The 12,241-nt window shown below is 56.7% G+C and carries 15 protein-coding genes and 3 tRNA genes; 9 read left to right on the top strand and 9 right to left on the bottom strand.

The genetic code is table 11. The features are described 5' to 3' along the window. Positions 1-224 precede the first annotated feature (224 nt). Positions 225-959 carry a hypothetical protein gene (locus tag HU727_RS03920; protein ID WP_186528359.1) on the top strand — a complete coding sequence of 245 codons (735 nt, stop codon included), beginning with the start codon at positions 225-227 and terminating at the stop codon, positions 957-959. A 156-nt stretch (positions 960-1,115) separates the two neighbouring features. On the opposite strand, the gene HU727_RS03915 is transcribed toward HU727_RS03920, so the two are convergent. The 5 genes from HU727_RS03915 to HU727_RS03895 form a co-directional block, all read right to left on the bottom strand. After that, the gene (locus HU727_RS03915; RefSeq protein WP_186528358.1) at positions 1,116-1,448 is read right to left on the bottom strand and encodes a phage holin family protein; all 333 of its coding nucleotides are present in this window, start codon (positions 1,446-1,448) and stop codon (positions 1,116-1,118) included. A gap of 538 nt (positions 1,449-1,986) precedes the next feature. Then, positions 1,987-2,346: a PA0613 family protein gene (locus HU727_RS03910; protein WP_047301475.1), complete on the bottom strand. Its 360-nt coding sequence runs from the start codon at positions 2,344-2,346 to the stop codon at positions 1,987-1,989. Next, on the bottom strand, positions 2,339-4,558 hold the full coding sequence (locus tag HU727_RS03905; protein ID WP_186528357.1) for a VapE domain-containing protein: 2,220 nt from the start codon (positions 4,556-4,558) through the stop codon (positions 2,339-2,341). Before HU727_RS03905 ends, HU727_RS03910 begins: the two co-directional genes overlap by 8 nt. Beyond that, positions 4,548-4,772 carry a TraR/DksA family transcriptional regulator gene (locus HU727_RS03900; RefSeq protein ID WP_186528356.1) on the bottom strand — a complete coding sequence of 75 codons (225 nt, stop codon included), beginning with the start codon at positions 4,770-4,772 and terminating at the stop codon, positions 4,548-4,550. Before HU727_RS03900 ends, HU727_RS03905 begins: the two co-directional genes overlap by 11 nt. Continuing rightward, the gene (locus HU727_RS03895; RefSeq protein WP_083368989.1) at positions 4,765-5,283 is read right to left on the bottom strand and encodes a phage regulatory CII family protein; all 519 of its coding nucleotides are present in this window, start codon (positions 5,281-5,283) and stop codon (positions 4,765-4,767) included. The genes HU727_RS03900 and HU727_RS03895 overlap by 8 nt, the downstream gene beginning before the upstream one ends. A 661-nt stretch (positions 5,284-5,944) precedes the next feature. Here HU727_RS03895 and HU727_RS03885 point away from each other — a divergent pair. From HU727_RS03885 to HU727_RS03855, 7 genes are all read left to right on the top strand, one after another. Then, a complete protein-coding gene (locus HU727_RS03885; RefSeq protein WP_108224734.1) occupies positions 5,945-6,727 on the top strand; it encodes a S24 family peptidase in 783 nt (260 codons plus the stop codon). 254 nt (positions 6,728-6,981) lie between these two features. Further along, positions 6,982-7,572, top strand: a complete 591-nt coding sequence (locus HU727_RS03880) for a hypothetical protein (RefSeq protein WP_186528355.1) — start codon at positions 6,982-6,984, stop codon at positions 7,570-7,572. A 10-nt stretch (positions 7,573-7,582) separates the two neighbouring features. Further along, a complete protein-coding gene (locus HU727_RS03875; RefSeq protein ID WP_083368984.1) occupies positions 7,583-7,864 on the top strand; it encodes a phage antirepressor KilAC domain-containing protein in 282 nt (93 codons plus the stop codon). A 158-nt stretch (positions 7,865-8,022) separates the two neighbouring features. Continuing rightward, positions 8,023-8,382: a pyocin activator PrtN family protein gene (locus HU727_RS03870; RefSeq protein ID WP_186528354.1), complete on the top strand. Its 360-nt coding sequence runs from the start codon at positions 8,023-8,025 to the stop codon at positions 8,380-8,382. Between the two features lie 17 nt (positions 8,383-8,399). Beyond that, positions 8,400-8,873, top strand: coding sequence for a hypothetical protein (locus HU727_RS03865; protein ID WP_186528353.1), 474 nt, complete (start codon positions 8,400-8,402; stop codon positions 8,871-8,873). Next, positions 8,870-9,076, top strand: a complete 207-nt coding sequence (locus tag HU727_RS03860; protein WP_186528352.1) for a DUF4224 domain-containing protein — start codon at positions 8,870-8,872, stop codon at positions 9,074-9,076. The genes HU727_RS03865 and HU727_RS03860 overlap by 4 nt, the downstream gene beginning before the upstream one ends. Further along, the gene (locus tag HU727_RS03855) at positions 9,077-10,108 is read left to right on the top strand and encodes a site-specific integrase (protein ID WP_186528351.1); all 1,032 of its coding nucleotides are present in this window, start codon (positions 9,077-9,079) and stop codon (positions 10,106-10,108) included. A 93-nt stretch (positions 10,109-10,201) separates the two neighbouring features. On the opposite strand, the gene HU727_RS03850 is transcribed toward HU727_RS03855, so the two are convergent. Beyond that, positions 10,202-10,288, bottom strand: a tRNA-Leu gene (locus HU727_RS03850). A 496-nt stretch (positions 10,289-10,784) separates the two neighbouring features. Between HU727_RS03850 and HU727_RS03845 the strand changes: the two genes are divergently transcribed. Then, on the top strand, positions 10,785-11,321 hold the full coding sequence (locus HU727_RS03845) for a GAF domain-containing protein (protein ID WP_186528350.1): 537 nt from the start codon (positions 10,785-10,787) through the stop codon (positions 11,319-11,321). Positions 11,322-11,409: 88 nt separating this feature from the next. Here the strand turns inward: HU727_RS03845 and HU727_RS03840 are convergent. The 3 genes from HU727_RS03840 to pgsA all read right to left on the bottom strand — a co-directional run bounded on the left by HU727_RS03840 (position 11,410) and on the right by pgsA (position 12,226). Next, positions 11,410-11,483, bottom strand: a tRNA-Cys gene (locus HU727_RS03840). Positions 11,484-11,529: 46 nt separating this feature from the next. Beyond that, a tRNA-Gly gene (locus HU727_RS03835) sits at positions 11,530-11,605 on the bottom strand. A gap of 60 nt (positions 11,606-11,665) precedes the next feature. Next, a complete protein-coding gene (pgsA, locus tag HU727_RS03830) occupies positions 11,666-12,226 on the bottom strand; it encodes a CDP-diacylglycerol--glycerol-3-phosphate 3-phosphatidyltransferase (protein WP_186528349.1) in 561 nt (186 codons plus the stop codon). Between the last annotated feature and the right edge of the window lie 15 nt (positions 12,227-12,241).

Below are 12,241 nucleotides of genomic sequence, written 5' to 3'. Positions count from 1 at the left end.
GCTCGGATGTGGTTCTCTACGCCCTCCTTTTCAACGGCTTTTCAATGAATCCTTTCAAGATTTCAGTGGATTGAAATTTCAGTAAGCTGGCGGGCCTTCCACTAACACGATCCCGCGGGTTTCCGACCCCGTGCCCCTTGAAAGTCCTCAGGGTCCCCGGCACTTTCTGCGCCATTCGCGTTACGCTAATCTTCCCCCATCCACCAATACATCAAGGACGAAGCGTGTTCTGGAATAGAGACAAGAAAATTCGAGTTGAGCTGACGGCTCCAATAACCATCGCCCAGGCGAATTGCAAAGATTTGCAAACGCCGTCTTCGCTAACGCCGGTTATAAAGACGATAGACAAAGACTTTGCTCTTAAGCTTTTGATAGGTATTGCGCTCTTTTTACAGACAGCTCTCTTTGTCGACGGCTACCTGGAGCTTGCGGCCTACTTCGAGCAGTTCGGCATCTCGACAAGCGAGCTCGAATTGACTAACCCGGCGATCTTGGCTGCCGGTTACATACACTGGTTTACCATGGTTATGAGCTGGGTGGACGACATGCCCATTGTCGGCCCATTTCTGCAATGGTTTCCATTCGGGACCGTGGCGTTGGCGTATGTTTACACTCTTGCAAATCACGAAGCGAAAGGACAATCCTTTTTTGTTAAGGGACTAATGGGAAGTTTGGCACTGTTCGTCATTTTCATTCTGCCTACCATCGGAATAAGGCATGGGGTTGACAGGGGCAGACATGACGTCCACGAAGCAGCTGGTATCGAGGTAGTGAACGGTCTAAGCCAAGTACATACCGTCGTAACCAAAGAAGGAGAAAGCATCACCGGGTATCTCGTGGCAGTAGACACTAAAAGCGCTTTTCTTCTCGCGAATCAGACCGTTTACAAAATCGACAACCGAACAAACCGAGTGATGAGAAAGGTACTGCTGAAGGCGAAACCCAAAAAAGCTCTCTAGGTATCAAGCGCTGCGAACCTAGTGCATTCCGTTTGAAAAGACAGACATCCCTGCAAAGGTTTCAGCTAGAGAGATTCCGCGAGTTCGATAACCCGTGTAGGGGGCGGCCCTCAGGGAGGACCCGTAAAAATCGGCGCCCTACCCGGCCTGCCTGGCTCATGCCTTCGGCTCGGCCTCGCTCAGGTCCAGCCGCTTGGCCACCCAGCGCTCGTACAAGCCGATGGCGACATCGGCGCCGGCCATCGCGGTCAGGCAACCCAGGGCGCCCGCCGTCCAGATCGACAGGCCCGCGCCGAACAACAACATCATCGCCGACACCCCGCAAACGATGCAGGCACCGGACCGAAGTGCGAGGCGGCGCAACAATGCCCAGCCTCTCGCCCCGTCCTTGTCGGCGCGCCACATCTCGCCGGACACACCGCCAACCAATGACAAGGCGATCACCAACCAGATCGGCATCTCTACCAGTGCCTGTTGCTCGTTCGTCATTGCCCTGCCCCTTAAACAAAAAGACCCGGCGCAATGGCCGGGTCGGTTGGTGGTTGCCTGCCGCACTCTGCGGTCGCACCCATCGAAGATGGCCCCTTTTTACAGGTCGATTCTGGTGGCAGCAAGACCGTTTTAATGCCATCCGGTGAATGTGTGGGTGACGCCCGGTGAACGGCTGACGAATGTCGGTGAATATCTCATTCCGGCTGGCTTTTGCTTCTGTTGTTTCAGTGGCGTCCCATGCGTCCCACCTTCTAAAAACAAGGTGGGACGTCTGAAAGCCCCGCAGATTGGGGCTTTGCCCCACCGTCCTACTTTTATCTCTCTTTTCTCGTGTATAGAGAGAATATTTAAAAGCACGCGTGCGCGTGAACACGCGCATTGATGCCCGCTACGCATACACGGGCGGGAGACATGAAAAAGGTGGGACGGTGGGACAGCCCAACAACGACGAGGCCTGCGCCCGTCCCACCACCGCAAAAAGCAGTGGGACGGAGGCAGGCCAGTGGGACGGCGTGAGCCAGAGTAATGCCCACGATCAAGCCGCTTCCCCCAGGAGGAAGTGCTCAACCACGATGTGAGCGTCATGCAGGCGCTGGTAGTAGAGGTTGCGTGTGCAGCCACTCTCAGCCAGACGTGCAGTCAGAGGCGCATCAGGCTGGAAGTAATGCACCTGGACCACCGTCATCAACTCGGGATCAAGGCGTTTCTTGACGATGCGCTCAATGTCCAAGGAGGCCTCCAGCGGCACCCTGCTCCCGCGCCTTCCGCGCACAAGCTGGCCACCGCTTTCCATCATCATCGCGACCATGTTGCCGCCCGAGTAACCGGCGGCCACCTCGTCGCTGTGCAGCTCCTGCGCCCATTGTTTGAGAGCCATATCGATCGCTTTAATCATCGAAGCACGGCTCCTCGAACTCTGGTTGTTCCAGCGCAGGCGCCCTGCCCCAACCCTCAGGTTTCTTGTACGCCCATGGCCGCTGACCGCTTTTGCTCAAAGCGCCCAAACGGAACCGTCGCCAGCCCAGTCGATGCAGAATCGCACCAACGCGCATCTGCTCGGGTTTGCCCCAATGACCGGGATCGAGCTTGAGCGCCTGACTCATCACCTCGCTACCGGTGGTGGTCTCGCCGATCTGCGATTCTTCGAGCCAGGTCAGGATGGGCGTTTCCCATTCGTCCACCACAAAGCGTTCGTCCTGTTCCTCGCTGAACATTGGCGCTTCCTCTCGCGTGACCCACCAGAGGTCGCCGGCCTCAAAGCAGAACATCGCTTCGGCCCACAGCTGGTCGCGGATCTCGCGCAGCAACGCCACGTCGACCTTGGTACAGGCCACCGGCCAATAACGACGGTTGCCGGTGGCGTCCTTCAGGTACTCGTCCTGGTTGGTAGTGCCGACGAAAACACACTGGCGTGGCACGTCCAGGGTTCTGCGGCCATAGCTTTCGCGGTAGGTGTCGGTCGAGGCCGAGAAGAACTGCTTGGCCTTGGTGCTCTCGGCCTTGTTGAAGCTGTCCAACTCGCCGAGCTCAACAATCCACTTACCGCGGATCGCCTGGAAGCCATCTTTGTCACCGAGGGCAAACGGCGTATCCATGAACCACTCGCCGCCGAGCACGCTCATCGCAGTCGACTTACCGGCGCCTTGTACACCTTCGAGAATCATCACCGAGTCGGCCTTGCAGCCGGGTTTCATCACCCGCGCCACGGCTGAGATAATCCAGCGCTTGCCGACCTTGGACGTGTAGTCGGTTGCCTTCACCCCCATGACATCCGTCAACCAACGCTCCAGGCGCGGCACACGATCCCATTCGAGTTTTTTCAGGTACTCGCGCACCGGGTGAAACGCGTGGTCGTGCGCCACAACGCTGACGGCTTCGATTACGTGCGACGACTTCACACGCAGGTTGTACTGCTGCGCGAGCCACTTCATCACGCGCACATCATCGATGTCGGCCCATTCGCCGGTACCGCCGCCATAAGGGGCGGCGCGTAACTTGACGATCTTCGAGCTGAAGGCGCAGTAGCTGATCACGCCAGCCCAGCGTTCGTCATGAGCCAGGATCAATTCGACGTTCTGCATGTGCGCGATCAAAGCACCGCTCTCGCTGCGGGCGAGTTGATCCTTCCAGCCACCGGCCGCCGGTGGACGGACTACTGCGAGCACTTGTCGGCGAACCGCGTCGAGGCCTTCGGCGACGTGCAGATCGTTGAAGTCGGTCCACTTCTCGTGACGCTCGACAGAGAAGATCGGCGCAACGACCTGGGCACCAACGATCAGCGCGGCGTTACTGGCCTTCTCTTCGCCGGGGTTCCACGCATCACCGTTGGGCTTCGTGGTTTTCCAGTCGTCATCGCGGCAGATGATCAGCGGGCAGCCGGCAAAGCGCTCGCGCATGACCTTGCACACGGCCAACAGGTTGCCCGCATCGAAGGCCACGGCCACAGCGAGCGACGTCGCCATGTGCAGGCTGGCGCCGGTGGCGTAACCCTCACAAACCAGCACCGGTTCGCCCGGTACCGGATGCGGACCGAGCAGGTGAAAGGTGCCCTCCTTCGCCATGCCGTAGGGCCAGTAGGATTTGTCGCGGCCGGTGTCTTCCTGCTTGTTCGGGAAGATCACCTGCAGGCCCATGATCTGATCACGGGCGTTCTTCATTGGGACCAACACGGCGCCGGTGCGTGGCGCGTATCGGACATTGATACCAACGATCTGCTTGCGGTCCAGGTATTCGCTGCGGCCGGTGGTCGGCATGCGCTCGAACAAACCCTGCGCCCTTTTCGCGGCCCGCCGCGCAGCGTTACTCGCGATTTCGGCGGCGCGGCGCTTGGCTTCTTCCTGGCGGGCGCGCATCAGTTCGCGCTCTTCCGGCGACATGCGACCGGCCTTGACCTTGATCTTCTGCGTCTCGCCCGAACGCCAATCACCGAAGGCGCCGAAGATCAGGGTGTCGCCCTTCTCGGTGCGCTGCTCGTGGACCACGTACCAGCCGTTCTTTTCCTTGCCCTTGTCCTGCGATGTCTTGCAGCGGGTCAGCTTGCCGAACACCAGCGGTTGCGCTGGCTCCAGACCGTAATCGGCGAATTGGCCCAATACCTCATCGAGCATGCTGAATCCCCCGCTCAGACAGGGATTGGCAGCTGATGCACTGCGAGCAACCCGGTGAAGCCAGGCGACGGGCTTCCGGAATCGGATCGTCACACGCTTCACAGAACAGCAAGGAATGGGCAGCGCTTTCGGCTTTGGCAGCGTTGCGCGCAGCCATGGCCTGATCGATGCGTTCCTGCACCAGATCATTGGCGAAATCGGCGATGTCAGCCACGGTCAGCACCTCGCGTCGTCTGATTGACGTAGGTGGCGCGGTTGAACAACCCCAGCAACCCTTGAATACCTCGGAACACCTGCAGACGAATCGCCGCGAGTTCCTGATCGGTGACGACACCGTCGCCGATGCTCTTGGCCCAGGTCTCGGCCAGATCCGCGACCTGGCGGAAGTATTCGGCGATACCCGTGGTGAGAGTCTCGGGCATGTCGTTGGTGTAGGTGTCGGCCAGCTCCTGCCAGACCGTGTCACCGACCAGCGCATGCACCGCATCAAGAATGCGGCGATCCTTGGTCAGTTCGAGGATCTCGCCGAATTCCTGAATGTTGATGGAGTGGCTCGGATGGGTCGGCGACAGTTTGTGCTGCAGCGTGGTCGGGTTACGACCGGTCGTGGCTGCGATGGCAGCAGCGCCGCCCGGGTAATCGCGAGCGGCGTGGTACAGCGCTAAATCGAGCGGCAGGATTTCCCGCTGCGCCCGTTCCAGAGAACTGAGAGCAATTCGGCTCATGGCATTAATCCTAAAAGTTGCCAGTGCCGCGCGACAGAAGTTGGTGATACATTTGCCGCGTGGTCTGGAGAGGCCCAAAGCCGGCTAGGTTCGTAAGACCAACACCGGCACCGTGCCGGGGCGAACAATCCGTTGTTCACCCCTGGCGCAACAGCTGCCAGCTCTGTGGTAAGAACGGCAGCAACACCAAGGCTTCCGAGCCTTGGAAACGCGATGAAAGTCGGCGGCATGTGGTGTGCTCGCCTTCTGACATCGCGACCCGATAGCATTGTGGTGATGCTGTCGGGAGAAACTGGGCGACCCTTGGGTCGCCTTTTTTCTATGCAGCTTGTATTTCAGCGTCGGATTCGGCTGGGAATATCTCGGGTAAATCCGGCCTAAGCTGATGAGGTAGCAGCGCTCCAGAAAGTGCTTTCGACAGATGTCGAACCTGTGCGACTGGGATACCTCGCCGACGCCAATTAAAGAATCTCTGAGGGCTGATTTTGCACTCTCGCGAAAGCTGGGAAGGGCTTTTGCCGGAGGCCTCAGCAACCTGCAGTACTAAATCGAATATCTGAGCAGGTGTACTCATGACGTTATCCATACCAAACAATTTGAACGGCAGAACCAAACAATACGTTTGTTATCATCTGAATGCAAGCGCTGTAACATTCTGTTTATGAGTAAACAAACGCAAAACCTCAAAGGCCAACGCTTTCGTGAAGCGCTCGAAGACTCCGGATTGACGGGGGCCCAGCTCGCTCGAATTCTCGATCTCGAGAACGACCAGAACATCACGAACTGGAAAGCTAGGGGCGTCCCCGCGTACATGGTCGGCGAAGTTGCGCTGACACTTGTCGTGGAGCGCGAGTGGCTAGAAGGGAAAGATGTACCAATGCGGACCAAGAGCACTGAGCGAAACCCATTACGCCCGGCTGCTAACGATTCGCCGCTTTACGTGCTGGAGCCAATGGCTCCTTGGGACTCAGAAACACCAATAGACAATGACGAGGTGGAGCTAAGGTTGTACAAGGAAGTGGAGTTATCCTCTGGGCCCGGAAAGGTTGCGCGTACAGAGGTTCAGGAGATCGCTGGGCCCAAGCTTCGTTTTTCACGAGCTACGATGAGGACTTGCGGAGTAGATCCCTCAAACGCTGTATTTGCCACCAACAGCGGGAACAGTAATCACCCACTGATTCTTTCGGGAGCGACAGTCGGCATTGATACGGGAATGACGCGAATCGTTGACGGCGAAATGTACGCAATCGACCACGACGGGCATTTTCGGATTAAGTTTCTTCAACGTACTGCCAACGGCATCAAGATGAGGAGCTTCAATTCACAGGAATACGCTGACGAAGACTATGACTTCGATCAGATCATGGCTCAACGGGTGGTAATTCTTGGCCGCATATTTTGGTGGTCATCAATACGTCCATTGAAAGGCCCCTCTTTGATCTGATACCAAACAAAATGTGTTGACCAAAAACCAAACAGATTGTTTACTTGCCTCACTCTCCAACCACAGTGAGGCATCACCATGCGCGCCACCGCATCCCTACATGTCCATCCTGCATGCGTCAGCAATCGCAAACTGATCGAACAGCTGCAGCTCGCCACGGGCTGTCTGGTCGTCATTCATAACAGCAAACCCAAGCTTGTCGCCAAGTCCTGCCAGCCCTCTCCTATCGATCCGAACGGTGGAGGGCACGCAGCATGATCAAGTACAAGATCGACAACCGCACCCTGCAGTTGCTCAACGCCCAGGTCAACCTGACCGAGACCTTCAACCATGTCCTGCGCACAGCACCGAAGCGTGAATGCCTGGCATTCCGTCTCAAGGCTGAGCGCGGCACAGTGGAAAGCACTTTTGTCGTCGAACTGGGCAGCGAACGCCACACGCTAACCCTGCCAAACGACAAGAAGATGCACCTCAAACTGGCCGATTTCATTGAAGAGATTGCCAACGGTCCGTTCGACGCGAGCAACTCCAGCGACCTGGTGCCTCTCCCGCATGCCGATCGTCAATACGGTCGCTTTGAAGTCCAGGACAAGCAGCGCGTGTTCGAACTGGTGCACACCGGCGGCGTGCTGAGCCTCGACATGGGTTTTGAACTTCCCCTGCATGTGGCGCTGCATCGCACTCATACACGCCGCGGCGTCACCGCGATCTTGAGCATCGGCAACAAGAGTCCGCATACGCGCTGCTTTACCTTGTACGACCCCGATGCCGAGATCTACGCAAGGCTCCTTGAGTCCATCAACCACCTTGCTGCAGCGGCCACTCCTGCTGCGCACGCGGCATGAGGAGGACGATATGGAACGCACCCTCGCCCAAGCAGCCGCACAACTCGGCCTCACTCGCCCCAAATTGATCGCTCTCATGCGGGAAAAAGGTTTGCTCAAGGGAAACTTGCCGGCGGACCCGAAGCGCGACAAAGCGTACCTGCGGATCAAGGACAGCCCCTGGTATGACGAAAAATGCGGAATGCAGTACAGCCAGTCGACCCGCGTCATGCAAGCCGGCATCCGCTGGCTGGCCGAGCAGCTGGACATCGATCTTCCTGCCATCCCGGCAGATCGCCGTGACGTGGCCTAGGGAGTACGCCCGCCAGATCGTTGCCATGCGCACACGCGAGGAGCGCAACGCCGCGCTCCTCGAAGTGCCCGAACATCTGCGCGAGCTGACCAGACGCCACTGCCTGAACGCCTGGAACCACCCCGCACGACAACAACGCAAGGAGGCTCGACAAGTCCATGAGTAACGTTGCACAGAACCCGCTTCGCCTGCATCCGGCGCCTGAATCGGCCACCGTCGAACTGCTCTATCGAATCTTCGGTGATGTCCTGATCCCGCTAGAAAAAGTCCGCGAGCAGTACTTTCGCAATCTCAACGAGCAGTCGTTCGTGACGGAGATCAACAGCGGCCGCATCCAGCTTCCCATAACCACGCTGGACACCAGCCGCAAGGCGCTGAAGTACGCGCACATCCGCCATGTTGCCTCGCTGATCGACATCCGCGCCTACAAGGCTGATGAAGATATGCAGCGACAGCAGGACGGCCAACGCCAAACGGCCCCCACACCACTGACGGCTGTCACCACCAGTCAACGATAATCCTAGGAGCACACCACATGATGACCCCAATACAAATCAGTGCACTGATCATCCTGATAGCTCTGGCCGCCCTGCTGCTCTGGGGCGGTTACATCATAGGCCGCAGCGATGGCCTGGAGACCGGCCTGCGCGAGGGTGAAGACATCCAACGCGCCGCAAGCGCCAAAACCATCCGCGAGCTTCGGGCCTCCCTGCAGTTCATCCGGGCCGATCACACTCGCTTGGCACAAACCTGCAAACGACTTGAAGCAGCCCCCCTCTTCGGCCCGGCCGAGCACCAGACGCTGGTCGGCATCGGCGAGTTGCTGCGGATCGCCGCCGAAACCTTCAGCGCCTTTCGTACCGGCAAGAAGCTCGAGCGTGATGCCCGATCTATGCGTGAACAGGCACTTACGATGGCTGCGCAGCTGCAACCAGGAATCGAGGGCCGCAAAGTCGCACAGCAAGCGCATTCGAAGCGCGCTGTATTTCCTAGCAAGGAGGCAGCATGAACATTCAATTTCTTAGCCATGAGCAGGTCTGCGAGTTGACTGGAGCCAAAACTAAAGCCGGTCAGATTACTGTACTGAAGCGTAATGGCATTCGTCACACCATCAAGCGCAATGGCTGGCCCTGCGTGATTGCCTCGGCGCTAACAGGGGTAACTACAAACGCGCCAGAAATTCCGACGTGGCAGCCACGCTTGGTGGGATAAATGGGACGAAGACCAACAAAGCCGGGAAGCATTCCTCGCCTGCGCGAGAGAAAACGCGGCAACACCACCTACTACCTTTATGACACTGGCGGGAAACCACGCAAGGAAATCCCGCTGGGTACAGATTACGGCCTAGCCATCTTGGAGTACGCAAAGCTCGAAAAAAGCCGCGTTTCTCAAGCTCTGACACAAACCGTACTTACCTTTGCGTACGTGGCCGAGCTTTATATGAATGAGGTGGTTCCCACGAAAGCCCATGCCACCCAGAAGGACAACGCGCGCGAACTGAAAAATCTTCTCCTGTTCTTCAACGACCCACCGGCCCCTCTAGAAGCAATCGAACCGAAACATGTCAGCCAGTACCTTCGTCATCGCGGTAAGGCAGCTCCTATTCGTGCAAATCGGGAAAAAGCGTTACTTAGCTCCATTTGGAACTTCGCTCGCGAGAACGGCTACACATCCTTGGCAAATCCTTGCTCAGGCGTGAAGGGCAATAAAGAAACCGGTCGCGACATATATGTTGAAGACGACGTCCTAGCCCGAGCCTACCAGCATGCCGATCAGCCATTAAGAGATGCTTTGGACCTGTTCTATCTAACAGGTCAGAGGGTCGCTGACACATTGAAGATGGATGAGCGGGACATAAAGGACGGAAAGCTCTCCGTCCAGCAAGGCAAAACTGGGGCTAAACGAAGGATCGAAATCATTGGTGAGCTCAAAGTCGTAATCGATCGAATCATGGCGCGAAAGGCCGGACAGAAAATCAGATCAACACGCCTGGTAGTAATCGACTCTGGGCAGCCGATGACGACCAGCATGCTCAGAAAAAGGTTCGATGACGCCAGGGAAGCAGCCGGGATTCCAAAAGCAGAATTTCAGATGCGCGACCTACGAGCAAAAGCGGCCACGGATAAAGAGGAGTCAACAGGGAGCATCAGAGAAGCTCGGGACCAACTTGGGCACACCACCGTAGGGATGACAGAACAGTACATCCGTATGCGAAAGGGCATGAAGGTCACCCCTACGAGGTGACTAACGGTCACGAATTGCGGAAAAGATTTTTTGATTGCGGAAAAAAGAATTAAGGGCTCGCATGAGGTATGTCATGCAAGCCCTTGATATTCATGGTGCCCGAAGCCGGAATCGAACCGGCACGCCCTTACGAGCGGGGGATTTTAAGTCCCATGCGTCTACCAGTTTCGCCATTCGGGCGGTAGCGCGGTGTTGCTCTGATCAGCTTCGCGGTCGCGATCCCGTCAGGACGGCTGCTTGAAAAGCCGAGCGGGGAATATATACATCACGTCCCGGTGAAGCAAGTTCGCAGTGGGCATTTTGCAGACTAAATCTTGCTGCCCATGGGAATACAAACGTTTTTAAATCATGGATCTACGTAGCTTGCTTGAAGCGAAGGCCGAGGTTGAAGCCAGACTCTTACGATCAGGCCCTGATTCCAAGACTAAATACTGGAATATCAACAGGTTAAAACCACCTCTGCTCAGCGCACTCAAGATTTTTACCGTTTATGGTGATGATCAGGCAACCCGGAACTCAACGATGTGTCTACGCTAGAGATTGACACCGGAATCGGAGATCATCCGGAATCAGCACGCTTCCTTTCCAAACAACCGCGTGTCACAGGCGCTGACTCCCCCCCAAGTCACCAGAGCTCAGCTCAGGGATGTACAAGCAATCAGGAGATTTCGACCGTATGCAAATAAGTGACACAGTTCTCAAGGCTTCCTTGAGTCCAGAGGAGCGCTCGGCAATCGCCGAGATCGAAGCAACCACCAATATCTTGCAGCTCGTCACCCGCCTGACCGGTACGCGCTTCGCCGGCATTGCAAAATTTACAGAAACAGAATGGATCGTCTGCTCCGCGTACGATCCGATCGAACTTGGAATAAACGTCGGCGATACCCTGGATCTGGAAACTACGCTTTGCAGTGAGTTTCGAAGAGATCCTCAAGTCCTTTTTCTTCCTCAAATCAGCCAGGATGGAAGGCTCTCCTCACGTCCGGTCGTGAAGCAGTATTCGATTGAGAGCTATGCAGGAGCGCCGGTGTTCCTGCCGGATGGCAGACTTTGGGGGGCGCTATGTGCACTGGATTCAAGGGCTGTTCTGTTTGATAACCCGGATCTCGCAGACACATTGACGCTGTTCGCACGCCTTATCGGCTGCATCTTCTTCTCGAATCTGACTGTGGAAGGTGCCAGCCATATCAAGACTGGAGCGTGGTGTGACTGAGTAGCCCAGTCGACGGTTGCGGAACACCCCACTTTTCTGCAGATAACAAAAAACCCCGTAGATCACTGATCTACGGGGCTTTTGATAGTGGAGGCCGAGGTCGGAATCGAACCGGCGTAGGTGGATTTGCAATCCACTGCATAACCATTTTGCTACTCGGCCTCAAAGTATTCGTTGTCAGTAGCGCAACAACAAAGACTGTACAAATTGGAGCGGGAAACGAGACTCGAACTCGCGACCCCGACCTTGGCAAGGTCGTGCTCTACCAACTGAGCTATTCCCGCTTGGTGTGGCGCATTCTATAGAATTAAGAAGCCCCGTCAACCCCTTGATTCAAAAAAGTTTTATTTCTTTTCGACGTCAGTCTTCAGATGCGGCCAGGCGGCGCGAAGGTATTGAACCATCGACCACAAGGTCAGGCCTGCGGACACCATCAACAGCGTGTAACCGAGCACGACCCAAAAAGTGAAAGCCTTTGGATGGGCCAGCAGGATTACCAGCGCGAGCATTTGTGCAGCGGTTTTCCATTTACCCAGATTCGAAACGGCAACATGTGCCCGGGCACCGAGCTCGGCCATCCACTCACGCAGTGCCGAAACGACGATCTCGCGGCCGATGATCACAGCAGCTGGCAGCGTAAGCCAGAGATTGCCGTGCTCCTGCACGAGCAACACCAGGGCTACAGCGACCATAAGCTTGTCGGCGACCGGATCGAGGAATGCACCAAACGGGGTGCTTTGCTCCAGCCGGCGTGCCAGATAACCGTCCAGCCAATCGGTTGCGGCCGCGAAGGCAAACACCGAGGCGGAGGCCATGTAACTCCATTGGTACGGCAGATAAAACAGCAAAATGAAGATCGGAATGAGCAGGACGCGTAGAACGGTAATCAAATTAGGGATATTCATCGGCACAACTGGCTA

The organism is Pseudomonas khorasanensis, from assembly GCF_014268505.2.
Lineage (GTDB): Bacteria > Pseudomonadota > Gammaproteobacteria > Pseudomonadales > Pseudomonadaceae > Aquipseudomonas > Aquipseudomonas khorasanensis.
Note: the sequence above shows the minus strand (reverse complement) of the source record. Positions and strands in the feature narration are given on the sequence as shown.